The sequence below is a fragment of the Mesorhizobium sp. AA22 genome (assembly GCF_001672375.2).
GTDB classification, from domain to species: domain Bacteria; phylum Pseudomonadota; class Alphaproteobacteria; order Rhizobiales; family Rhizobiaceae; genus Mesorhizobium; species Mesorhizobium wenxiniae.
On record NZ_CP048406.1, the window covers coordinates 2,035,935 to 2,058,467 of the forward strand.

The following is a 22,533-nucleotide window of genomic DNA, read 5'->3' on the forward strand; positions in this document are numbered from 1 at the left end:
CGTCGCCTTTTTTGCAGTGCCAATCGCCCGGCTTCACCGCTACGATGAGGCATGGCGCTTTTCGAGCTGACCCTTGTTCTCCTGCTGATCGCCGTCGCGCTGACGGCGTTGTCGCGGCGTCTCCAGGTTCCTTATCCCTCCTTGCTGGCGTTGGCAGGCGCGGGCATCGCCTTCCTGCCGTTTGCACCGACCATCGAGATCGATCCCGAACTAGCGCTCGCTCTGTTCATCGCGCCGGTGCTTCTCGATGCTGCCTACGACACGTCGCTGCGCGATCTCAATCGCTACAGACTGCCACTTGCCTTGCTGGCGCTTGGCGCCGTCGTTTTCACCACTGCTGCCGTGGCGCTTGTCGGATGGACAATGGCAGGCTTGCCGATCGCCGCGGCAATCGCCCTCGGCGCGATCGTGGCGCCGCCCGATGCCGTCGCAGCGTCGGCCGTGCTTGGGCAGTTCAAGGTGCCGCACCGCGTCACCGCGATCCTGCAAGGGGAAAGCCTGCTCAACGACGCCACCGCGCTCCTGATCTACCGCATGGCGGTTTCCTCAGCTGCCGGCTCCATCCTGCTGAGCAGCGCGGTTCCGATGATCCTGCTGTCGACGGTTGGCAGCCTTGCCGCTGGTTACGTGCTCGGCCGGTTGTCCCTCGTCACCCTCAGCCGCATCAGAGATCCGGCAAGTGGCACGGTGGTGCAATTTGCCGGAACGTTCGGCGTCTGGATCCTGGCCGACAGGATCGGGCTCTCCGCCATCATAACGATCGTGGTCTACGCCATGACCATCGCGCGCACCGCGCCGCGCCGCATGCCGGCCAGGAATCGCGTCAGTTCCTACTCGGTCTGGGAGACTGCTGTCTTCGTGCTGAATGTTCTGGCCTTCGTCCTGATGGGACTTCAGGCACGGTTGATCGTCGGAAGGCTTGCCGAGCAGGGGCAGGTCGAAGCGTTCGTCTTCGCCGCAGCCGTGCTGGCTGTTGTCATCGTCTCGCGTCTCGTCTGGGTGCTGGGATGCGGCGCGATCATGAGGTGGCTTGCCAGCTTCGGTGACGCGGATCGGCAGGCGGAAGCCCCGTCGTTCCGCGGCGGCGTGCTGATCGGCTGGTGCGGCATGCGTGGACTGGTCACCCTTGCGGCAGCGTTTGCCTTGCCGGCCGACTTTCCCGGCCGCGACCCGATCGTGCTCGCCGCCTTCTCGGTCGTTCTCGGCACATTGGTGCTGCAAGGCATCAGCCTGAAGCCGCTGCTGCGCTTGCTTCGTCTCGATCCGGACGAAATTGTCGACCGCGAAGTCGCGCAGGCGCGCGTCGCCATCATGCAGGCAGCGCTGGACGTGTTGAGCGGCAAGACATCGAATGCCGCGGCTATGGTCCGCGAGCAATTTGCCGCGCAGCGCGTGATCGCCGAAAATCCTGACGACGCCCAGGCAGCGACCGAGTACGACAGATTGCGTCTCTATGCGATAAAGAGCCAGCGTGACGCGCTGGAACAGCTGCGTATCGACGGCACGATCGGCGATGAAGCGTATCATCGCCTGGAGGAGGAAATCGACTGGTCGGAATTGGCCGCCTCTCCGCCGGGACGATTCCAGCCGCTGACGACTTAGCTGCGCGCTGTCTGGCCCAAGCTCTCTCCATCCGGCTGCACATTGCAACCAATCCGCCAACCCGCTACTGCCATCACGAAATGAGCCGGTTAAGCAATGAAGCTGGTCAGCTACAACATCCAGTACGGTTTCGGCAGCGACGGCCGCTACGATCTCGCGCGCTCCGCCGAGGTTGTCGCTGGCGCAGACATCATCGCGTTGCAGGAAGTGGAACGGCACTGGCTGCGCAGCAACGAAGATGACCAGCCGGAAATCCTTTCCCGGCTACTGCCGGAATACCATTGGGTTTATGGGCCGGCCATCGACATGGACGCCAGCGAGCGACATGACGGTCGCATCGTCAACCGGCGGCGGCAATTCGGCACCATGATCCTGTCCAAGCTGCCGATCGTCTGGTCGCGCCTGCACACGTTGCCGCTGCGCCGCACGGTGTGTCCCCTCAACACCCGCAACGCGGCGCTTGAATGCATGATCCGCACCCCTGCCGGTCCGGTGCGGGTGCTGTCGCTCCATCTCGCGCATATCGCCGTCGAAGAGCGGCTGGAGCAGATCGATTACCTGCTCGCCGAGCATCGCCGTGCACCGTCCGACGGCGGCCCGTGGAGCGGCGCCGATGACGAACCCGAGCGCAATTGGAGCAATGGCGAGCCGGAGCCGGAAAACCCGCTGGCGGCGATCTGGATGGGCGATTTCAACATGGAGCCGGGCAGCGCCGAGTGCCGGCGCATAGTCGGCAGCACGCCGTACCATCGCGGTGCTGCCTATCTCGACGGTTTTGTCGATGCCGCCGCTGTCGCCAGCGAACCGACGGCGGATTTCCATACCCATGTGAAGACCATCGACGGCAGGCTGGCAAAGCGCCGGCTCGACCATTGCTTCGTCGGCGGGATGTTGGCGGGCCGCGTGCGCTCGGTCAGTGCCGATATCGACGAAATCGCCTCCGACCACTTTCCGCTGCGGGTCGACATCGACCTGGAAACACCGTTCGCGACCGGGACCGGAGGCGGATGAGCCGCCGATGACCTTGTCCGTCTTCCTCGCGGTGCTTGCCGCCGCCGCCATGCACGCGATCTGGAACGCGCTGGTCAAGGTCCATCTCGACCGCTTCCTGTCGATCACGCTGATGACGCTCGGCATGGGCGCCGTGGCGCTTCTGGCACTGCCCTTCGTCGAGGTGCCGAGGGCGGAAGTGTGGCCGTACATCATCGCCTCGGTGATCTTCCATATGGGCTACAGGACGTTTCTGATCGGCGCCTACAAGGCCGGCGATTTCGCCCAGACCTATCCGCTGGCGCGCGGCACGGCACCGCTGCTGGCTGCGCTTGGCGGCATGGTGGTTGTCGCTGAAGTTCCGACACCGCTGGCCATCGTCGGGATCGTTCTTTTGTCGGCCGGGACGCTGGTGCTGTCGTTTCGCGGCGGCGCGCATCTGGAAAGGCTGAACGCGCGTGCCGTCGGCTTTGCGCTGGGTACATCGATCTTCATCGCCGGCTATACGCTTTCAGACGGCAGCGGCGCGCGGCTGGCCGCAACTGCATCGAGCTATGCGGCATGGCTGTTCGTCTGTGATGCGGCATGGGCGCTGGTGCTGTGCCTGATCTTTCGCGGACCAAAGGCGCTGCCGGTGCTGGCGCGCGACTGGAAGGCGGGCGTGTACACCGGCGTGCTCAGCGGCGCCGCCTACTGGATCGTGATGTGGGCGATGACCAAGGCGCCGATCGCCTCGGTCGCGGCGCTGCGCGAAACCTCGATCCTGTTCGCCATGATGATTTCGGTGTTTGCGCTCGGCGAGAAGATGACGGGATGGCGCGGTGCCGCCGTGCTCAGCATTGTTGCCGGGGTGGTCGCGCTGAGGCTCGGGTAAGCTAAGCGCTTATATCCAAATCGAACACCATCAGTCCATCCGTGCCGCCTTCAAGCGCCGCGACCAGCCGGGCGCCGGCTCGGCTGTGAGCCTCATGCATCAGATAGGCGTCGCGTGCTGCGGCATCGCGGAAGTCGATGGTGAAGCCGTGCGTGAAGCCGCGCGCGAACGGTTCCGGGCTGGTGTTGGCGCTGAATTCGAGCTTGCCCATGCCGTCGATCAGCCTTCGCAATGCTTCGAGAGCGGCATGGATTGCCGCTCGCTCGTCGTCAGTGACGTCATTCCGGAATCGAGCGAAGACACAGTGCCTGTCATTCTTGGGATCTCATGCCGCTTGGTTGGTGGAAAACACGGCCGGCGGCAGCGGTTCGCGGCCAAGGATCAGATCGGCGCCTTTTTCGCCGACCATGATCGTCGGTGCATTGGTGTTGGAGGAGGGGATGCGCGGCATCACCGAGGCGTCGCAGACGCGCAGACCCTCGATGCCGCGCAGCCTGAGGTCGGGCGTTACCACGCTCATCGCGTCATGGCCCATGCGGCAGGTGCCGACAGGGTGGTGGTCGGTCTTGGAACTGCGGCAGGCATAGTCGAACAGCTCGTCGTCGCTGGTGAGTTTCGGTCCCGGCAGCACCTCGCGCAGCACGTAAGGGGCAAGCGCCTTCTGCCGCATGATCGCGCGCGCCAGCCTGAGCCCCTTGATCGACATGTCGCGATCGTGGGGATCAGCCCAGTAATTCGGATCGATCAGCGGGCTGTCGGCCGGGTTGGCACTGTGCAGCCGTACCGTGCCGCGTGAACGCGGGCGCAGGAAGGCCGAGTTCAGCGTCACGCCCGGATTTTTCAGCTTCTCGACGCCGGCCTCGATGCCGGAGCCGAGGCCGAGATGGAGCTGGATATCGGGCGACGCGGCGGTCGGATCGGCGTACCAGAAGCCGCCGGTCTCGAAGAGGCTGGAGGCAACCGGTCCCTTCTTGAGCAGCAGATACTGCAGGCCGGCCCACACCGTCCGGTGCAGCTTGGCGTAGTTGTCGTAGGTGTGGTCGCCGGTGCATTCGGCAATGACGAACAGGTCGAGATGGTCCTGCAGGTTGGAACCGACACCGGGCAGGTCGTGGACCGGCGTCACGCCGACCGACTTCAGTTGGTCGGCCGGGCCGATGCCCGACTGCATCAGCAGCTTCGGCGAGCCGATGGCGCCGGACGAGACGATCACTTCGCGCTCGGCGCGCAGGATCGTCGGCTGACCGCCCGGCCTGTCGATGATCTCGACCCCGACGGCGCGGCCCTTGTCGATGACGATGCGCGTCACCAGCACATTGGTCCTGACGGTCAGGTTCTTGCGCTCGCGGATCGGCCTGAGATAGGCGACCGAGGCGGAGGAGCGCCTCGCGTCCTTCTGCGTCAATTGATAGTAGCCGACGCCTTCTTGGGCTACGCCGTTGAAGTCCGGATTGAACGGAATGCCTATCTCCTGTCCGGCGCGGAAATAGGCTTCGCAGATCGGCAGCGGCGCAATCGGGTTCGAGACGCCGAGCAGGCCCTGATCGCCGTGAAAATCGTTGGCGTAGCGCTGGTTGTTCTCGGCCCGCTTGAAATAGGGCAGCACGTCGCGATAGCCCCAGCCGACAAGGCCGTCTTCCTTCTCCCAGGCGTCGTAATCGCGGGCATTGCCGCGCGTGTAGATCTGAGCGTTGATAGAGGAGCCGCCGCCGATCACCTTGGCCTGCGTGTATCGAAAGACGCGGTTCTTCATGTGCCTCTGCGGCACGGTCGACCAGCCCCAGGCGGCAATGCCCTTGGTCATCTTGGCGAAGCCGGCCGGCATATGGATCAGCGGATGCCAGTCCTTGCCGCCGGCCTCGAGCAGCAGCACCTGATGCGAGGGATCTTCGCTCAGCCGGTTGGCGAGGACGCAACCGGCCGGGCCGGCGCCGACGATGATGTAGTCGGTCATGGCGTCACCTGTTCACAGCCTCGGCACCGACAGTGCGCCGTCGACATTGATGATCGAGCCGGTCGAAAAGCCGAGCTTGCCGCCGGCGAGTGCCGCCACCGCGGCGCCGACATCGGCGGCTTCGCCCCAGCGCTTCGCCGGCACCAGCCCGCCGTCGATCAACGCGTCGTATTTGGCGGTTACGCCTGATGTCATGTCGGTGCGGATAATGCCCGGCCGCACCTCGAACACACCGATATTTTCGGCGGCGAGCCGCAGCGCGAGGGTCTTTACCCACATCGAAAGCCCAGCTTTGGAGATGCAATAGTCGGCACGTTCGGGCGACGCCATTTCGGCGCTGACCGAGGTGATGGTGATGATCGATCGGGGGTAATCACCCGGCGTTGCAAGCATCGCCCTGGCAACGGCCTGGCCGAGGAAGACCGTGCCGCGCAGATTCACGCTGAGGATCCGGTCGAAATTGTCCGGTCTCAGTTCCAGCAGGTCGCCGCGCACGACCGCGCTGATGCCGGCATTGTTGATCAGGCAATCGATGCGACCGAAGGCGCTTGTCGCGGCATCGACCAGCGCTGCATGGCTGTCGAGATCGGCGATGTCGCCGCAATGATAGGCGAATTTCGCGCCATGGGCGGTGATGTCAGCGGCAAGTCCGTCGGCGGCTTTTTCGGCAAGGTCCACGACAAGGAGGTCGAAGCCCGCATCGGCCAGCGCCGCGGCGCAAGCGAGGCCGATGCCACGTGCGCCGCCGGTGACGATGGCTGCCGGGCGGGTCATGCGACAAGCTCCGTCTTGCGGATGTGGTCGGCGACGCGCAGTGCTTGTGCTGCGATCGACAGCGCCGGATTGACCGCCGCCGAGTTCGGCAGGAAGCTAGCGTCGACGACAAACAGGTTCCGGTGGTCGAACGAGCGGCAGAACGGGTCGAGCGGCGAGGTCGCCGGATCGTCGCCCATCTTGACCGTTCCGCACTGATGCGACGGCGTGCGCTTGTCGAAAGGCCGCGACAGGACGATCGGATAGCCGCAGGCACGGAAATTCTCGCGCATCACCTTGGTCAGCCCGTCGAGCGACTGCATGTTGGAGCGCCGCCACTGCATGACGATATCCTTGCCGTCGACCATGATGCGGCTTTCGGGATCGGGCAGGTCCTCGCACATCAGGTACCAGTCGACGGCGTGGCCGGCCATGAAGTCCAGCGCGAATTTGGGTGCAAGCCTGACGTTGCCCCTCAGGATATGGCCGTCGATCTTGCCGAGAAGCTGGACGTTGCCGAGCGGCTTGCCGCCTTTGCCGTCGGACAGATAGTAGTCGTTGAGCATCAGCGTCTTCTGGTAGACGGATGTGTTCCTGCGGCGCGGATCGATCGCCAGCATAGCGCTCGAATTGTGGTTCATGAAGTTGCGGCCGACCTGGTTGGAGCGATTGGCAAGGCCCTTTCCGTCAGAGGACGGCGAGCGCAGCAGGATGACCGCCGAATTGACCGCGCCGGCCGAGAGGATGACCAGCTTTGGCGTCACTTTCTTCAGCGTGCCATTCTGGCGATAGTGAACGGCGGCGATTGTCGTGGCATCCGATGAGGCTTCGAGATATTCGACATGAGCACCGGTCTCGAGCCTGATGTTCCGGTCGGCAAGTGCCGCCGCCAGCGGCCCCGTTTGGGCGTCGACCTTGCCGGCTCCGGTGTTGGGAAATGCGTCCCAGCCTGTCTTGCCGTCCTTTAGCCAGGCATCGATATCGACGCCGAGCGGCAGCGATGCCGGATGCAGGTCGAGGCCCTTGAGTTCGGCGCGGGCGCGGGCGATCGGCGGCTCGTCCGGCACCGGCCCGAAGGGATAGGGGATCGAGTGGAACGGTTCGGTCGGGTCTTCGCCGAGTGCGCCGCGCACGCGAAAAAGCTGCTCGGCCTTGGAGTACCACGGCTCGAACTCCTCATAGGAGAACGGCCAGGCCGGCGAGACGCCGCCATAGTGCTCCATGGCGGAAAAGTCTTCCTTGCGATAGCGGATCAGCACTGCGCCATAGAATTTCGAATTGCCGCCGACATAGTAATAGTTGCCGGGGTTGAACGCAGCACCCCCGGCCTCGCGCCACATTTCCTTCGGCCGGTAGTGGCCGTCGACGAAGATGGCGCGCGTGTCGCGGGTGTGCGGCGTCGCTGGCAGCTTCTTGCCGCGCTCCAGCATCAGGATCGAGGCGCCACTGCCGGCAAGGCCGGAAGCGATCGTGGCGCCGCCGATGCCGGAGCCGATGATGACGATGTCCGGGTTTGTCATGGCTGTCAGAGGATACGGTTCTCGGTCGCCGGATCGAAGAACACCGCCTTGGTCAGGTTGAAGGCGAGCGGCGTGACCGTGCCCGGCTGGATGTTGGCGTCGGCGCGCAGACGCGCCACCACCGCCTTGCCGCCGAGATTGGTGACGGCGAAGGTATCGGAGCCGGCCGGTTCCACGACTTCGATGTGACAGTCGGCGGTGGCGATGTTCGATGCGTTGCGTTCGGCTCCTTCAGGATCGGTCAGGGCCTCGGGGCGAACGCCGAAGATGATCGGCTTGCTGTGGAATGCCGACAGACCCGTCGGCGCATCGGCCAGCGGCAGCGAGATCGACTCGCGCGCCTCGCGCTGCAGCACCACGGAAAGCGCATTGCCATTGCCGCCGATCGTCGCCGGGATCAGGTTCATCGCCGGCGAGCCCATGAAGTCGGCAACAAACAGGTTGGTCGGGTTGTTGTAGATTTCGGCCGGCGTGCCGAACTGCTGCACCTCGCCGTCGCGCATCACCGCGATCTTGGTGGCCAGCGTCATCGCCTCGATCTGGTCATGGGTGACGTAGACGATCGTGGTGCCGGTGGTCGCGTGCAGGCGCTTTATCTCGATGCGCATGTCGACACGCAGCTTGGCGTCGAGATTGGAGAGCGGCTCGTCAAAGAGAAAGAGCTTGGGGTCACGCACCAGCGCCCGGCCCATGGCTACGCGCTGGCGCTGGCCGCCGGAGAGCTGGCTCGGCTTGCGCTGCAAGAGATGGCCGATCTGCAGCACTTTCGCCACCTTGTCGATCGCCTTCTGGCGCTCCGCTGCCGGGACGCCGCGCATCTCCATGCCGAAGGCAATGTTTCCCGCGACCGTCATATTCGGATAGAGCGCGTAGCTCTGGAACACCATGGCGATGTCGCGCTTCGAGGGGTGGAGATCGTTGATCGTCCGTCCGTCGACACGGATTTCGCCTTCGGTGATGGTTTCCAGGCCGGCGATGGTGTTGAGCAAGGTCGACTTGCCGCAGCCGGACGGGCCGACCAGCACGAGGAAGCCGCCCTTTTCGAGATCGAGGTCGATGCCCTTCAGGATCTCGACCGATCCGAACCGCTTCCTCAGCCCATCAATTTCGAGAAAAGCCATTCGATTATCCTTTGACGGCGCCGGCCATCAAGCCGCGCACGAAATAGCGGCCAGCGACCACGTAGACGAGAAGGGTCGGCAGTGCGGCGATCATCGCCGCCGCCATGTTGACGTTGTATTCGACGACACCAGTCGAGGTATTGACGACGTTGTTCAGCGCCACGGTCATCGGCATCGCGTCACCGGTGCCGGCATAGGCCGAGGCGAACAGGAAGTCGTTCCAGATGTTGGTGAACTGGTAGATGACGGTGACGACGAAGATCGGCATCGAATTCGGCAGCATGATGCGCCGGAAAATCTGGAAGAAGCTGGCTCCGTCGACCTGTGCCGCCTTGACCAGTTCGGTCGGGAACGCCTCGTAATAATTGCGGAAGAACAAAGTGGTGAAGCCGAGCCCGTAGACGACGTGGACAAAGACCAGGTTGACCGTCGGATTGCCCAAACCGAATGAAAATCCCGTTGCGTTGCGCAGCGTCACGCCGAAACGGCCGAGGCTGCCGAGGATCGTCGCCATCGGCAACAGCACCGACTGGAACGGGATGAAGCAGGCAAACAGCATCAGCCCGAAAACCAGCGTGTGGCCGCGGAAGCGCCATTTGGTCAGGACATAGCCGTTGAGCGCGCCGAGCAGCGTCGAGATCAGCACCGCCGGAACCACCATCTTGATGGAGTTCCAGAAATAGCCCTTGATGCCGGCGCAGGTCAGGCCGACGCAGGTCTCGCCCCACGCCTTCAGCCACGGCTCGAAGGTCGGCGCCTGCGGCAGCGCCAGCATGTTGCCGTTCTGGATCTCGTCCATGGTCTTGAACGAAGTCACCAGCATGACGAACAGCGGCATCAGGTAGAACAGCGCGAACAGCGCCAGCAGGCCATAGATGACGATACGGTTGATGGTCCTGGCGCTGATGCCGCCAGTGCTCTGGCGAGCGGGGGTGGCAATGACACTCATCGCGGCCGCTCCCTAAGCTCGGAATAGAGATAGGGCACGATGATCGCTGTGATGGTCATCAGCATGATCACGGCGCTGGCCGAGCCGACGGCCATTTCGTTGCGCTTGAAGGTGTACTCATACATGAAGTTCGACGGCAGCCAGGCCGAGCCGCCTGGCCCGCCGCTGGTCAGTGCTACGACCAGATCGTAGGACTTGATGGCGAGGTGGGCGAGCACGATGAAGGCCGACAGGAAGATGGGCCGCAGCAGCGGGATGACGATGCGGCGATAGAGCTGGAAGGTGGTGGCGCCGTCGATCTGCGCCGCCTTCATGATCTCGCCGTCAATGCCGCGCAGGCCGGCGAGGAACATTGCCATGATGAAGCCGGACGCCTGCCAGACGCCGGCGATCACCACGGTGTAGATGACGAAATCCTTGTTCTTGATCCAGTCGAAATGGAAGCTCGTCCAGCCCCACTGGTGCAGCGTCTGCTCGAGGCCGAGGCCGGGATCGAGGAACCATTTCCATGCGACGCCGGTGACGATGAAGGATAGCGCCATCGGGTAGAGGTAGATCGGCCGCAACATGCCTTCGCCGCGGATCTTCTGGTCGAGCAGGATGGCCAGGAAAAGGCCGAGCGCCAGGCAGATGAAGATGTAGAGAAAGCCGAAAATGCCCATATTGGTGATCGACGTGTACCAGCTCGACGGCGGGTCGCTCTCGAAAGTCCAGCGCCACAGCCGCTGATAGGCGCGCGGCCCTGATATGGCATAGGACGGGAAGGTCTTGGAGTTGGTGAAGGACAGATAGACCGTCCACAGGATGAAGCCGTAGACGAAGACGATGGTGATCGCAAAGCTTGGCGCCAGTACGATCTTCGGCAGCGCGTCCTGCAGGCGCGAACGCATGGAGACACCCGGGCGGGCACTATGCTCCGGCGTCAGCTTGATCTGGGTCGTGACCGTAGTCATGGGCTCCTCCCTCTCGGGGTCCCTTCACCGCCAGGCGGGGAAGGATAGCCCCGTCGAGACGGGGCGTGTTGGTTGATCGCCGGCGCCATTCCGACCAGAGGCCGACCATCCTGCTTGGTGGAACCTCCCCACCGGAGCGGGGAAGGTCCTTTCATGCCGGTTCTTATTTGGCGTCTTCGATTGCGTTAACCAGCTGGGTCACGGCCTCGTCCGAGGTCTTGATCTGGCCGTGGACGAATTTCGAGACGACGTCCTTATAGGCATTGGCGACGGCCGGCGGCGCGCCATAGCCTTGCGCCAGCGAACCGAACAGCGTGCCGCCTTCGTTGGCGGCCTTCAGGTCGGCCATGCCCTTCTTGCCGCAAGCGTCGAAGTCGGTGTCGGGCACGTCGGTGCGGGCCGGGACGGAGCCCTTGACGACGTTGAAAGCCGACTGGAAGCTCTTCGACAAAGTGGCGGTGGCTAACGCAACCTGGGCGGCCTTGCGGTCCTCCGGAACGTCGAACATGCCGAACATGTCGGAGTTGTAGACCACGCTGCCGTCGGTGCCCGGGAAGCGGTAACACAGGAAGTCGGTGCCCGGGGTCTTCTTGGCGGCGTTGAATTCGCCCTTGGCCCAGTCGCCCATGACCTGCACCAGCGCATCGCCCTTGATGACCATGGCGGTGGCAAGGTTCCAGTCGCGGCCGGAGAAGTTCGGGTCGACATAGGTGACGAGCTTGGCAAGGTTGTCGAACGACTTCTTCATCGTGTCGGACTTGAGCTGCTCCTCGTCGAGGTCGTTGAAGGCCTTCTTGTAGAACTCAGGTCCGCCGGTCGACAGCACGACCGAATCGAACATGGTGGCTTCCTGCCAGTTCTGGCCGCCGAGCGCGAGCGGGATGACGCCCGCCGCCTTGGCCTTGTCGAGCAGCGCGATGAATTCGTCGAAGGACTTGGGCTCGGTGCCGCCGATCTTGTCCATCACCGCCTTGTTGATCCACAGCCAATTGACGGAGTGGACGTTGACCGGAGCCGCGACCCACTTGCCGTCATAGACCGAGAATTTCTGCAGGGCGGCCGGAACGGATTTGTCCCAGCCTTCCTTTACCGCCGTCTCGGTCAGGTCGCCCATCACGCCGGCCGCGGCATAATCGAGCACGGTATAGCCGAGCATCTGCGAGGCGGTCGGGTAGTTGCCAGCCGCGACCATCGCCTTCAGCGCGGTCATGGCGGCGTCGCCGCCGCCGCCGGCCACGGGCACGTCCTTCCAGGCAAAACCTTGCTTGGCCAGATCCTCCTTGAGCACGTTCAAAGCAGCCGCTTCGCCGCCAGACGTCCACCAATGAAGCATCTCGACTTCCTTGACGTCCTGAGCGTGAGCCGCGAACGCAAGACCCGAGCCGAGAGCCGTTCCGATAAGCAATTTGCGCAACATGTACTTCCTCCCTTGTTGCAGCTACACGACCGGCGGTTGTCCGCCGGGTTCTTCCCAACTCAGCCGACCCACCATCCGGTGCGCTGGCCGCGATGAAACTGGATCGTCTTTTCCTCGGTATAGTCCTCGACGGCGCGCTTGCCGAGTTCGCGTCCGAGACCGGACTGCTTGTAGCCTCCGAAAGGCAGCTCGGGATAACCTTCCATGAACGTGTTCACCCAAACGGTTCCCGAACGCACATTCCGCGCCACCGACATGCAGGTGTCGATGCTGGCGCTCCACACGCCCGCCGATAAACCATAGGGCGTGTTGTTGGCGATGCGCAACGCCTCTTCAATCGATCCAAAGGTCAGGACCGACAGCACCGGGCCGAACACTTCTTCACGTGCAATGGCCATGTCTTCGGTGACGCCGCGAAGGATGGTCGGGTCGAGATACTGACCGGCACTGGAGGCGATCTGCTTGCCGCCGCTATAGACGCTGCTGCCGTCGTTTGCCGCCGCCGCCACGTAGCCGGTCACCTTGGCCAGGTGCTCGGAAGAGATCATCGCGCCGACCTTGGTGCTGTCGTCGAGCGGATCGCCGACGGTGACTTTGGCGGTGAGCGCCTTCACTGCGCCGAGGAAGTCGTCGGCGATCGCCTCGTGGACGATCAGCCGGCTGCCGGCGTTGCAGCATTCGCCGGCGTTGAAAAAGCCGCCGAATACCGCCGCGTCGGCTGCCGCTTCGAGGTCGGCGTCTGGAAAGACGATCTGGCCGTTCTTGCCGCCGAGCTCCATCGATACTTTCTTCAGAGAGTTCGCAGCCGACGCCATGGTCATCTTGCCGACCCGGGTAGAGCCGGTGAACGACACCATCTCGACCAGCGGATGGCTGACCATCGGCGCGCCGACATCGGCGCCCAGGCCAGCGAGGATGTTGACGACGCCATCCGGCAAGCCGGCCTGCATCAGGATGTCGCCGAGCACGAAGGTCGAGGCCGAGGTCATCTCGCTCGGCTTGACCACCGCCGTGCAGCCGGCGGCGAGCGCGAACGGCAGTTTCTGGCTGACGATGAGAAAGGGAAAATTCCACGGCGTGATGATCGAGACGACGCCGATCGGTTCACGCAGCACGACGCCCAGCATGGCGTCGCCGAGGTTGGCGTAGCTTTCGCCGTGGAGCGTGCGGGCAAGCGCCGCGGCATAGCGCCAGATGTCGACGGCGCCGCCGATCTCGCCGCGCGCCTGGGCGATCGGCTTGCCGGATTCCAGCACGTCGAGCCGGGCGATCTCCTCGAGCCGCGCCTCGATCAGGTCCGCCGCGTTGAGCAGGATCGCGGCGCGTTCGCCGGCCTTCATGCGCGGCCACGGGCCGGTCTCGAAAGCCTTGTGCGCGGCGGTCACCGCCGCCTCGACTTCCGCCGCGCCGGCTTGCGCATAGCGCGAAACGGTGAAGCCGTGGCCGGGGCTGTCGCGCTCCAGTGTGCGGCCGTCGCGCGCATCGACGAACTTGCCGTCGATCAGCAGCCGGTAGCTTTTCGGCGCTGCGGCTGCCTCGGCGGGCATGGCGATGGTGAGGGGCAAGTTCATGTGATTTCCAGGTTCCGCATGCTTTTTAGGATCTTGAAAACGCTGGTTTCTGCTTGGTCTTGAAAGCGTCGATGCCGGCCTTGAGGTCGCCGGTCAGCGCGATGAAGCCGCTGGCCAGCGCCTCTGTCGCGGCAGCACTTTCCTCGCCCTCGGCGACCGCGATCATCAGCTTGGCGGCCTCGGTTGCCAGCGGGCCGCGCTCGGCAATCTTGCCGGCCCAGCCCTGGGCCTGGGTGAATGCCTTGCCTGTGTCGACCACCCGGTCGACGATGCCCAGTGTGAGTGCTTCGGCCGCCATGAAAACTTCGCCGCCGATTGCCATGCGCCGCACCGTCTGCGCACCGAAACGGCGTACCGCGCGCTGCGTGCCGGACCAGCCGGGCACTACGCCGATTGAGGTTTCCGGAAAACCTAATTTCACCTGCGTCTCGGCGACGCGGAAGTCGCAGGCGACCGCCAATTCCAGCCCGCCGCCCAGCGCATGGCCGGACAGAACGGCGATGGTCGGCTGCCGCAGCCGCGCCAGCCGGTCGAAGACGCGGTGGCCATAGCGCACCCATTGCACCTGAAAATCGGCGGCATTCATTCGCGACCACGCTTCGACGTCGCCGCCGGCGCAAAAGCCCTTGCCTTCGCCGCACAGCAGCACGACGCGGACGCCGTCCGCGGCCTCGGCCGCGTCGAGCGCGGCCTCCAGCGCGCGCAGCATCGGGATGTCGAGCGCATTGAATTTCTCCGGCCGGCGCAGTGTGACGATGCCGAGGTCGCCGTCGGTTTCAAAGGTGACGAGACGCTCAGCCATGCGCGCCTCCAAGGGAGGCGCCGCCATTGAGCGACAGTCCGATCGGCCGGTCACGATAGAGCGCGTCCGGTGTCACTTTCAGGTCGTTGGCGACACCGAGCGGGATCTCGGCCTGCGCCAGCACGTCGCGCTGAAGGTCGATGCCGGGTGCCAGCTCAGTCACCATCAGCCCATCCGGCGTCAGCTTCATGACGCAGCGTTCGGTGACATAGGTGATGTCCTGCCCTTGCGCGACGGCGCGCTTGCCCGAGAAGGAGATATGCTCAACCTCGCCGACCACCTTCTTGACCTTGCCTTCCCCGTCGATGCGGATGCCGCCATCGGCCAGCGACAGCTTGGCCCCAGCAGTGAAGAAACCGGAAAACACGATCTTCTTCGCCCGCGCGGTGATATCGACGAAGCCGCCGGCGCCGGCGGTGACGTGCGGCCTCGCTGAAAGCTTCGACACGTTGACCGAGCCGTGGCGGTCGATCTGCAGGAAGGACAACAGCGACGCGTCGAAACCGCCGGCCTGGAAGTAGATGAACTGGTGTGGCGAAGGCATGAAGGCGTCGGCGTTCGACGAGCAGCCGAACTTGAAGTCGAGCAGCGGCACGCCGCCGACCGCGCCCTGTTCGATTACCCAGGTGACCTTGCCGTGCTGGCCTTCTTCGAGAAGGATGCGCGGCACATTGGCCGAGATGCCGAAGCCGATATTGACGGCCATGCCGTCGGCAAGCTCCATGGCGACGCGCCGCGCGATCACCTTCTGGACGCTCATCTCGGCGTTGCGGAAGGTCGACAGCGGGCGGAATATCTCGCCCGAGATGGCCGGGTCGTAGGGTGTCAGCGTCGTTTGCAACTGGTCGGGCGCGACCACGATGTGGTCGACCAGCACACCGGGCACGCGCACGTCATGCGGTTTCAGCGTGCCGTTCTCGACGACGCGCTTGACCTGCGCGATGACTATGCCGCCGTTGTTACGGGCAGCGAGCGCCTGTTCCAACCCGCCGAGATAGGCGCCCTCATGCTCATAGGTGAGGTTGCCGCGCTCATCGGCCGTCGTCGCCCGGATGATCGACACATCAGGCACGATCGAGCGGAAATAGAGCCATTCCTCGCCGTCGAACTGCTGCACCGAAACGATCGGCTCGCTCGCGGCCGCATTCATGGCGCAGCCCTGGTGACGCGGGTCGGCGAACGTGTCGAGGCCGACCTTGGTCAGCACGCCGGGGCGCTTGGCGGCAGCCTCGCGATGCATGTCGAACAATATGCCGGATGGCACGTTGTAGGCGGCGACCGAATTGTCGCCGATCATCTTCCAGATCTGCGGCGGCTCCGAAGATGACGGGCCGGAGGGATAGGAGCCGCACAGCGTCCGCCTCAGCAGGCCGGGCTTGGCCAGATGGTCGATACCCTTGATGCCGTACATGTCGCCGGCGGCGATTGGATGCAGCGTCGTGATGTTCTTCGGATGGCCTTCTGCCTCGAAACGCTCGCCGATGGCGGCAAGCACCGCATCCGGGCAGCCGAGACCGCTTGACGACGACACGGAAACGACCATGCCGTCCCTGATCAGGCTGGCGGCTTGCGCTGCGGAGACGAGCTTGCTCACCCTGCGCCTCCGAGTTTCGGATCGATCGCGGCTGATTTGCCGGACTTGGCGGATTGCAACGCCGCTTCGGCTGATGTCAGCGACCAGACGCCGTCCTCGCCGGTGGCCGACGGCTGGCCTTCGCCACGGATCGCCGCATGGAACTGGCGCAGGGAACGGACATAGAGATCTTCGCGGTCGAAGCTCAATTCCTCCTCGCCCTTTGCCGTGCGCAGCAGCACAGAGCCGATCGGCTTCTGCGTCATCACATCCTTCGCGATCAGGGAGCCTTCGCTGCCATGCACCTCGAAGCCGGTGCCGGCGAATTTGGTAGTGAAACCCTCATGCGATTGGGCGATGACGCCCGATTTGAAGCGCCAGATGCACATGGCGCCGTCCTCCAGGCCGCCGGCGGCCATGCCTGCGGCCTGGGTGAACGCCGAAACCTCGAGCGGATCGTCGCCGAGCACGAAGCGCAGCGTATCGGCGTCGTGCACCGTAATGTCGAGCACCACGCCGCCGCCGGCTTCCGGCCTGGTGATACGCCAGCCCTGCAGATTCTCAGGCAAATAGACGGAGTGGAAGACGCGCGCGGCAATCGGTCTGCCGATGCGGCCGGCGGCGATGGCTTCGCGCATCGCCCGGTGCGAGCCGGCATTACGCAGATGGTGGTTGGTGCCGAGCACGATGCCGGCCGCTTTGGCGGCGGCGACCATTGCGCGCGCATCGGCGCTGGTCAGCGCCAACGGCTTTTCGCACAACACATGTTTTCCCGCCCTGATGGCGGCTAGTGCCTGTTCGAGATGCAATTCGTTGGTGGTCGAGATGTAAACGGCATCGATGTCGGAGCCGAGCAATTCAGGGAGCGTCGAGACGGCAAGCGGAATGCCGTTCTCCTTGGCATAGGCCGTAGCTCGCTCCGGGCTGGAACTCATCACCGCCGCGATCTCGTTGTTTGATTGCGCGCGGATGGCGCTGATCATGAATTGCTTGGCTATCGTGCTCGCGCCGATCAGTCCCCATTTGACGGTCATGCCGCGTCTCCCATTCCCGCACGGCGATCAGGACCGCAACTGTCCCTGACGACGAGATTGACGGCGCCGATATGATCCTCGGCGCGCGTGGTGCGCGACTGGATCATCTTCAGCATGACATGCGCGGCGCGCTCGCCGAGCCCTGCCGAATCCACCGCGACGCTGGTCAGCGCCGGCATGTAATGCTGGGCTTCGATCACGTCGTCGAAGCCGACGACGGCGAAATTCGCACCGGGCTCGAGGCCGCGCTTGCGCAGCGCCAGCATGACGCCGAAGGCGACCGCATCGTTGAAGCACAGCGCCGCGGTCGGCGGCTCGGCCATCGCGAGAGCTGTTTCCAGGCAGGCAATGCCGCCCTTGCGGCTGGTTTCGCCTTCAACTACAAGTGTATCGCGTTTGGCTATGCCGAGCGCCTCACAGGCTTCGCGAAAACCGCCCAGCCGCTCGTGATAGACCACCAGGTCCGATGAGCCGCCGAAGAACGCCAGCCGGCGATGCCCTTTGCCGATCAGATGGGCGGTGGCGAGCCAGGCGCCGCGATGATTGTCGGGCGCGATCACCGGAATGCGGCTTTCAGGAAGGCGGCGCATGGTGAAGACGATCGGAAGGCCCGCCATTTCGATGCGGCGGAACGCACCGGGAGTCGTGCCGCGCGCCGGGGACACGATCAGCCCGGCGACACCTTGCTCCATCAGCGATTTCAGCACTTCTTCCTGGCGCACCGGGTTCTCCGCCGTGTTGGCGATGAACGGCACGACGCCCGCCGACTGGAAGACACGCTCCATGCCGACCGCCATTTCGGCGAAAAACGGGTTGGTGAGATCGTTGATGACCATGCCGATGACGTTGGAATGGGCCTTGCGCAGATTGGCGGCACCGCGGTTGTAGACATAGCCGACATCCTCGATCGCCTTGCGGACCTTCAGCGCGGTTTCAGGCCGGATCAGATCGCTGCCCTGCAGCACGAGCGACACCGTCGATTTGGACACGCCCGCCTCGCGGGCAATGTCGAGTATTGTCGCCTTGGGCCTGCTGGCCATCCAGATCCGTCCTCCCGGTATTTTCTGGTCAGATTATTGGAACGTTCTAATTCGGGGCTGGATTTGAGTCAATCAGGATTCTTCCCGAATTCAGAAAAACGAGCTCTCAACGGCTAAAGGCCACACTTTAAGGGTCTTTCTCGCTGCGTGCAGCATTTCGGCGCCGTGGACTGAGAAATCGTAGAAGGTTGATTTATTGGAACGTTCCATTTATAAGGGCGATCAAGGGAGAGATCGATGGACATTGCCTTGCCCGAGGACGGCGGTCGCGGCACTCGCTACCGCCTTGTCGGCCAGCCGGCACAGCCGGTGATCGGCGCGCGGTTTTCCCGCATCGCCTATGCCGCCGCCCATGTCGTTGCCGACCCCCTCGCGATGACCGATCCGTGGTCTCATCCAGCGGTCGACTGGGAGCGCACGATGGCGTTCCGCCACCATCTGTGGCGGCTCGGCTTTCGTATCGCCGAGGCGATGGATACCGCACAGCGCGGCATGGGTTTCGACTGGACAAACGCCAGGGAATTGATCCGCCGCTCGACCGCCGACGCGCGAACCGTCGACGGCGCCGATCTCGCCTCGGGTGCCGGAACAGATCATCTGGCGCCAGGCACCGTCAGGACGCTCGACGATGTCATCGCGGCCTATGAAGAGCAGTTCGGTTTCATCGAAGGCCTGGGCGGCAAGGCGATCATGATGGCCAGCCGCGCGCTGGCGGCTGTCGCCAAGGGTCCCGACGATTATATCAGCGTCTATGACCGCATCCTGTCTCAATCGTCAGGCAAGGTCATCCTGCACTGGCTGGGCGACATGTTCGATCCGGCGCTGAAGGGTTATTGGGGCAGCCCTGATTTCGACACCGCGCTCGACACGGTGATCGCCGTCATCGAAAGCCACGCCGGCAGGGTCGAGGGGATCAAGATATCGCTGCTCGATGCCGGCAAAGAGGTTGCCCTGCGCGACCGGCTGCCTGAAGGGGTCGTCATGTTCACCGGCGACGATTTCAATTACCCCGAGCTGATCGCCGGCGATGGCGAAAGACATTCGCACGCGCTGCTCGGGATTTTCGACGCCATCGCGCCGGTCGCCAATGCCGCGCTGGGGAAACTGGCCGACGGCGACCGCGCCGGCTATGACGCGCTGATGGCGCCGACGGTCCCTCTGTCGCGGAAAATCTTCGAGGCGCCGACCGAGTACTACAAGGCCGGTATCGTCTTTATGGCGTGGCTGAACGGCCACCAGGACCATTTTTCGATGGTCGGCGGCATGCAATCGGCGCGCGGCATTTGCCACTACGCCGATGTGTTCCGCCTTGCCGACCAGGCCGGGTTGCTGGCCGACCCGGAGCTTGCCGTCGCAAGAATGAAGAGCCTGTGCGCCGTGGCGGGTGTCTGACCGCCATACCACAAGAAGAGTTCGTCCAAGTCTCCGATTTGCCTTGTCCGTGCAAATCTGTATGCGGTATGCGTCCGAGGGCAGGACCATCCGGCGCGCCGACGCCCGTTGGTCACAGCAGCCGTTCTGCATAGGGATACGCCAATGGATTTCGACCTTCACGGCAAGCGCATTTTCGTGGCCGGGCATCGCGGCATGGTCGGCTCGGCCATCCTGCGCAGGCTGGCGGACGAGGACTGCGAGGTCCTGACCGCATCCCGCGATGAACTCGATCTCAGGGATCAGGCCGGCGTTCGGCGCTGGATGGCTGGCCACAGGCCCGATGCGGTGGTGATGGCAGCGGCCAAGGTCGGCGGTATCCTGGCAAACAACAGGTTGCCGGTCGATTTTCTGCAGGACAATCTCATCATGCAGACCAATGTCATCGAGAGCGCCTTTCGCAACGAGGTGCAGAAATTGCTGTTCCTTGGTTCGTCCTGCATCTATCCGAAATTTGCGGCGCAGCCGATCTCCGAGGACGCCTTGCTGACCAGCCCGCTGGAACCCACCAACGAATGGTATGCGATCGCCAAGATCGCCGGGCTGAAGCTGTGCCAGGCCTATCGGCGCCAATACGGTGTCGAGTACATCTCGGCGATGCCAACCAACCTCTATGGCCCCGGCGACAATTTCGACCTCTCCACCAGCCATGTCGTACCAGCCCTTATGCGCAAGGCGCACAAGGCCAAGCGCGCCGGCGACAAAACCCTGGAGGTCTGGGGATCTGGCACGCCGATGCGCGAGTTCCTGCATGTCGACGACGCCGCCGACGCTCTGGTGTGGCTGCTGAAAAACTATTCCGGCGACAGCCACGTCAATGTCGGCTCGGGCGAAGACATCACCATCGCCGAGCTGGCCCGCACCATGCTGTCCGTCGTCGGCGCCGAGGCGGTGCTCACATTCGATGCGACGAAGCCGGACGGCACACCGCGCAAGCTGATGGACGTGTCGCGCCTGTTTGCCACGGGCTGGCGTCCGCGATACTCGCTTCAGAGCGGATTGGAGCAGACCTATGCCTGGTTTCTCCAGCATATCGAGACGGGCGATCTCCGCCTCGGCGCGGCCTGAGCCTCAATCGACGCTGGTTGCTGCTACCAGACATGACGGTTTGGGCGGTCTATTGGCCATGGCCATTTCAAAATCGCTCGCCGAAGCATTGGCTGGGCTAAAAAATCAAGGCGTCCGATTTTGGCATTCTCGAAAATGCGGCACACGCCGCCCAGCCTAGAAATGCCCGCAAGACGAGAGACGGTGGATTGTCTGGATGGTGGGCGTGACAGGGATTGAACCTGTGACCCCTGCAATGTCAATGCAGTGCTCTCCCGCTGAGCTACACGCCCATCCGAAGCCGCGCATACACCATTTTTGCCACGGCGCGTCAATAGGAGGAAAAGGAAAGGACGGTTCGCCTTGCCGCGCCGTTGGAGACGCGCCGAAAGCCGGCAGCGGAAAGCGCGTCAGGCCGCCTGCAGCATCTTTTCGACCTCGTTGACGAGGTCGCGCAGATGGAACGGCTTCGACAGCACCTTGGCGTCTTTCGGCGCCTTGGAATCCGGATTGAGCGCAACGGCGGCGAAGCCGGTGATAAACATGACCTTGAGGTCGGGATCGATCTCGGTGGCGCGGCGGGCGAGTTCTATGCCGTCCATCTCCGGCATGACGATATCAGTCAAGAGCAGCGAGAAGGGCTCTTCGCGCAGCCGCTCATAGGCGCTGGCGCCATTGTCGAAATCGCTGACCTGGTAGCCGGCACGCTCCAGCGCCTTGACGAGGAACCGGCGCATGTCATCGTCGTCTTCCGCCAGTAGAATGCGTGCCATCTTATCCTGTCCGAATCACCCGCCCGAGACTGCCGTGGGCAGCCCGTTAACCATCCTGTATATGAGGAGGTGAGGGTAAACATCAAGTGAACGATAAAGGCCCGATCGGCCTTTAACAATGCGGTCCGGACGCCGAAACGCTGGACATGCGGCCGGCGAGGTGGCACTTTTCCAATCATGATGCATTGGTGTTTCCGGATTCGTTCAAATTGAAAACGGCAGCCGAGGATTTTTCGGTCGTTCCCCCCTTCGAAATCCGGTCGGGCGCCGAACAGCGCGTCCCCTTCCTCTTCAACTCACCGCATAGCGGCCGTCACTATCCGGACCGGTTCCTGGCGATGGCAAGGCTGGATCGAAACGCCATCCGCCGCTCCGAAGATTGCTACGTCGACGAATTGTTCGGCGGCGCCGTCGCGCTCGGCGCGCCGATGCTGGCGGCAAACTTCCCGCGCGCCTATCTCGATGTCAACCGGGAGCCGTGGGAACTCGATCCGCGCATGTTCGCCGAACCCGTGCCGTCGTTCTGCAACATCCGCTCGGCGCGCGTAGCCGGCGGGCTTGGCACGGTGCCCAAGCTGGTGGGGGAGGGGCTCGAAATCTATGCCGGCCGCCTGCCGCTGGCGGAAGCCGTCGCGCGCATCGAGGCTGTCTACAAGCCTTATCACGAGACGCTAAAACGGCTTTTGACCAGGACCCATGCGCGGTTCGGCTTTGCCGTGCTGATCGATTGCCACTCGATGCCGGCGAGCATCAGGGTCGGCGACAGCGGTGTCAGACCCGACTTCATCGTCGGCGATCGTTTCGGCATCTCCGCCTCGGCAGCGTTGACCGAGACGGCGATCGGCCTGCTGATCGGCATGGGCTACACCGTCGCCCACAACAAACCCTATGCCGGAGGCTTCATCACCGAGCACTATGGCCGCCCCGTCCGCCATCTCCATGCACTGCAGATCGAGGTCAATCGCGGGCTTTACATGAACGAGCGGACGTTCCAGAAATCCGCCGGCTTCGATGCACTCGCCGACGATCTGGCACAATTCTCGGCCGACCTGATGGCGATGCCCGATCACGATTTTATCGATCTGCCGCTTGCCGCCGAATGATGCCAAAAATCGGAATCGATTTTTAC

Annotated in this window: 20 protein-coding genes and 1 tRNA gene; 6 read left to right on the top strand and 15 right to left on the bottom strand. The window is 63.7% G+C overall.

What is annotated here, in order from left to right; translation table 11 throughout:
• Positions 1-51 precede the first annotated feature (51 nt).
• From A9K68_RS10085 to A9K68_RS10095, 3 genes are all read left to right on the top strand, one after another.
• Positions 52-1,602, top strand: a complete 1,551-nt coding sequence (locus A9K68_RS10085; RefSeq protein ID WP_065007616.1) for a sodium:proton antiporter — start codon at positions 52-54, stop codon at positions 1,600-1,602.
• A 96-nt stretch (positions 1,603-1,698) separates the two neighbouring features.
• Positions 1,699-2,613, top strand: coding sequence for an endonuclease/exonuclease/phosphatase family protein (locus A9K68_RS10090; protein WP_065007615.1), 915 nt, complete (start codon positions 1,699-1,701; stop codon positions 2,611-2,613).
• 7 nt (positions 2,614-2,620) lie between these two features.
• Entirely contained in the window at positions 2,621-3,466 is an 846-nt protein-coding gene (locus A9K68_RS10095) for an EamA family transporter (RefSeq protein ID WP_065007614.1), read from the top strand.
• 1 nt (position 3,467) lies between these two features.
• On the opposite strand, the gene A9K68_RS10100 is transcribed toward A9K68_RS10095, so the two are convergent.
• The 13 genes from A9K68_RS10100 to A9K68_RS10160 form a co-directional block, all read right to left on the bottom strand.
• Positions 3,468-3,719 (bottom strand): Dabb family protein, encoded by a 252-nt coding sequence (locus A9K68_RS10100; RefSeq protein ID WP_246811407.1) that lies wholly within the window; start codon positions 3,717-3,719, stop codon positions 3,468-3,470.
• A 72-nt stretch (positions 3,720-3,791) separates the two neighbouring features.
• Complete coding sequence (locus A9K68_RS10105) at positions 3,792-5,420, bottom strand: GMC family oxidoreductase N-terminal domain-containing protein (RefSeq protein WP_065007613.1); 1,629 nt, start codon at positions 5,418-5,420, stop codon at positions 3,792-3,794.
• A 12-nt stretch (positions 5,421-5,432) separates the two neighbouring features.
• Positions 5,433-6,194, bottom strand: a complete 762-nt coding sequence (locus A9K68_RS10110) for a 3-ketoacyl-ACP reductase (protein ID WP_065007612.1) — start codon at positions 6,192-6,194, stop codon at positions 5,433-5,435.
• Positions 6,191-7,693: a GMC family oxidoreductase gene (locus tag A9K68_RS10115; protein ID WP_065007611.1), complete on the bottom strand. Its 1,503-nt coding sequence runs from the start codon at positions 7,691-7,693 to the stop codon at positions 6,191-6,193. Before A9K68_RS10115 ends, A9K68_RS10110 begins: the two co-directional genes overlap by 4 nt.
• A gap of 5 nt (positions 7,694-7,698) precedes the next feature.
• Entirely contained in the window at positions 7,699-8,814 is a 1,116-nt protein-coding gene (locus A9K68_RS10120) for an ABC transporter ATP-binding protein (RefSeq protein ID WP_065007610.1), read from the bottom strand.
• A 4-nt stretch (positions 8,815-8,818) separates the two neighbouring features.
• Positions 8,819-9,763 carry a carbohydrate ABC transporter permease gene (locus A9K68_RS10125; protein ID WP_065007609.1) on the bottom strand — a complete coding sequence of 315 codons (945 nt, stop codon included), beginning with the start codon at positions 9,761-9,763 and terminating at the stop codon, positions 8,819-8,821.
• A complete protein-coding gene (locus tag A9K68_RS10130) occupies positions 9,760-10,716 on the bottom strand; it encodes a sugar ABC transporter permease (RefSeq protein WP_065007608.1) in 957 nt (318 codons plus the stop codon). The genes A9K68_RS10125 and A9K68_RS10130 overlap by 4 nt, the downstream gene beginning before the upstream one ends.
• Before the next feature lie 163 nt (positions 10,717-10,879).
• A complete protein-coding gene (locus A9K68_RS10135) occupies positions 10,880-12,133 on the bottom strand; it encodes an ABC transporter substrate-binding protein (protein WP_065007607.1) in 1,254 nt (417 codons plus the stop codon).
• Positions 12,134-12,192: 59 nt separating this feature from the next.
• A complete protein-coding gene (locus A9K68_RS10140) occupies positions 12,193-13,704 on the bottom strand; it encodes an aldehyde dehydrogenase family protein (RefSeq protein ID WP_065007606.1) in 1,512 nt (503 codons plus the stop codon).
• A gap of 25 nt (positions 13,705-13,729) precedes the next feature.
• A complete protein-coding gene (locus A9K68_RS10145) occupies positions 13,730-14,506 on the bottom strand; it encodes an enoyl-CoA hydratase/isomerase family protein (protein WP_065007655.1) in 777 nt (258 codons plus the stop codon).
• Complete coding sequence (locus A9K68_RS10150) at positions 14,499-16,100, bottom strand: acyl CoA:acetate/3-ketoacid CoA transferase (RefSeq protein WP_065007605.1); 1,602 nt, start codon at positions 16,098-16,100, stop codon at positions 14,499-14,501. The genes A9K68_RS10145 and A9K68_RS10150 overlap by 8 nt, the downstream gene beginning before the upstream one ends.
• On the bottom strand, positions 16,097-17,113 hold the full coding sequence (locus tag A9K68_RS10155; protein ID WP_065007604.1) for a Gfo/Idh/MocA family oxidoreductase: 1,017 nt from the start codon (positions 17,111-17,113) through the stop codon (positions 16,097-16,099). The genes A9K68_RS10150 and A9K68_RS10155 overlap by 4 nt, the downstream gene beginning before the upstream one ends.
• Positions 17,110-18,153 carry a LacI family DNA-binding transcriptional regulator gene (locus A9K68_RS10160; protein ID WP_065007603.1) on the bottom strand — a complete coding sequence of 348 codons (1,044 nt, stop codon included), beginning with the start codon at positions 18,151-18,153 and terminating at the stop codon, positions 17,110-17,112. Before A9K68_RS10160 ends, A9K68_RS10155 begins: the two co-directional genes overlap by 4 nt.
• 237 nt (positions 18,154-18,390) lie before the next feature.
• On the opposite strand from A9K68_RS10160, the gene A9K68_RS10165 reads away from it, so the two are divergent.
• Both A9K68_RS10165 and A9K68_RS10170 read left to right on the top strand, forming a co-directional pair.
• Positions 18,391-19,545, top strand: coding sequence for a dihydrodipicolinate synthase family protein (locus A9K68_RS10165; RefSeq protein WP_065007602.1), 1,155 nt, complete (start codon positions 18,391-18,393; stop codon positions 19,543-19,545).
• Between the two features lie 144 nt (positions 19,546-19,689).
• Positions 19,690-20,652, top strand: a complete 963-nt coding sequence (locus A9K68_RS10170) for a GDP-L-fucose synthase (RefSeq protein ID WP_065007601.1) — start codon at positions 19,690-19,692, stop codon at positions 20,650-20,652.
• A gap of 197 nt (positions 20,653-20,849) precedes the next feature.
• Here the strand turns inward: A9K68_RS10170 and A9K68_RS10175 are convergent.
• A tRNA-Val gene (locus A9K68_RS10175) sits at positions 20,850-20,924 on the bottom strand.
• A 117-nt stretch (positions 20,925-21,041) separates the two neighbouring features.
• A complete protein-coding gene (locus tag A9K68_RS10180; RefSeq protein ID WP_006199474.1) occupies positions 21,042-21,404 on the bottom strand; it encodes a response regulator in 363 nt (120 codons plus the stop codon).
• A 146-nt stretch (positions 21,405-21,550) separates the two neighbouring features.
• Here A9K68_RS10180 and A9K68_RS10185 point away from each other — a divergent pair, with 146 nt between their 5' ends.
• Complete coding sequence (locus A9K68_RS10185; RefSeq protein WP_065007600.1) at positions 21,551-22,507, top strand: N-formylglutamate amidohydrolase; 957 nt, start codon at positions 21,551-21,553, stop codon at positions 22,505-22,507.
• Positions 22,508-22,533 lie beyond the last annotated feature (26 nt).

What these genes read in the sequence shown, in the direction of transcription:
- A9K68_RS10085 (WP_065007616.1), top strand. Translation starts at nt 52, where the DNA reads ATGGCGCTTTTCGAGCTGACCCTTGTTCTCCTGCTGATCGCCGTCGCG.
- A9K68_RS10090 (WP_065007615.1), top strand. Translation starts at nt 1,699, where the DNA reads ATGAAGCTGGTCAGCTACAACATCCAGTACGGTTTCGGCAGCGACGGC.
- A9K68_RS10095 (WP_065007614.1), top strand. Translation starts at nt 2,621, where the DNA reads ATGACCTTGTCCGTCTTCCTCGCGGTGCTTGCCGCCGCCGCCATGCAC.
- A9K68_RS10105 (WP_065007613.1), bottom strand. Translation starts at nt 5,420, where the DNA reads ATGACCGACTACATCATCGTCGGCGCCGGCCCGGCCGGTTGCGTCCTC.
- A9K68_RS10110 (WP_065007612.1), bottom strand. Translation starts at nt 6,194, where the DNA reads ATGACCCGCCCGGCAGCCATCGTCACCGGCGGCGCACGTGGCATCGGC.
- A9K68_RS10115 (WP_065007611.1), bottom strand. Translation starts at nt 7,693, where the DNA reads ATGACAAACCCGGACATCGTCATCATCGGCTCCGGCATCGGCGGCGCC.
- A9K68_RS10120 (WP_065007610.1), bottom strand. Translation starts at nt 8,814, where the DNA reads ATGGCTTTTCTCGAAATTGATGGGCTGAGGAAGCGGTTCGGATCGGTC.
- A9K68_RS10125 (WP_065007609.1), bottom strand. Translation starts at nt 9,763, where the DNA reads ATGAGTGTCATTGCCACCCCCGCTCGCCAGAGCACTGGCGGCATCAGC.
- A9K68_RS10130 (WP_065007608.1), bottom strand. Translation starts at nt 10,716, where the DNA reads ATGACTACGGTCACGACCCAGATCAAGCTGACGCCGGAGCATAGTGCC.
- A9K68_RS10135 (WP_065007607.1), bottom strand. Translation starts at nt 12,133, where the DNA reads ATGTTGCGCAAATTGCTTATCGGAACGGCTCTCGGCTCGGGTCTTGCG.
- A9K68_RS10140 (WP_065007606.1), bottom strand. Translation starts at nt 13,704, where the DNA reads ATGAACTTGCCCCTCACCATCGCCATGCCCGCCGAGGCAGCCGCAGCG.
- A9K68_RS10145 (WP_065007655.1), bottom strand. Translation starts at nt 14,506, where the DNA reads ATGGCTGAGCGTCTCGTCACCTTTGAAACCGACGGCGACCTCGGCATC.
- A9K68_RS10155 (WP_065007604.1), bottom strand. Translation starts at nt 17,113, where the DNA reads ATGACCGTCAAATGGGGACTGATCGGCGCGAGCACGATAGCCAAGCAA.
- A9K68_RS10160 (WP_065007603.1), bottom strand. Translation starts at nt 18,153, where the DNA reads ATGGCCAGCAGGCCCAAGGCGACAATACTCGACATTGCCCGCGAGGCG.
- A9K68_RS10165 (WP_065007602.1), top strand. Translation starts at nt 18,391, where the DNA reads ATGGACATTGCCTTGCCCGAGGACGGCGGTCGCGGCACTCGCTACCGC.
- A9K68_RS10170 (WP_065007601.1), top strand. Translation starts at nt 19,690, where the DNA reads ATGGATTTCGACCTTCACGGCAAGCGCATTTTCGTGGCCGGGCATCGC.
- A9K68_RS10180 (WP_006199474.1), bottom strand. Translation starts at nt 21,404, where the DNA reads ATGGCACGCATTCTACTGGCGGAAGACGACGATGACATGCGCCGGTTC.
- A9K68_RS10185 (WP_065007600.1), top strand. Translation starts at nt 21,551, where the DNA reads ATGCGGCCGGCGAGGTGGCACTTTTCCAATCATGATGCATTGGTGTTT.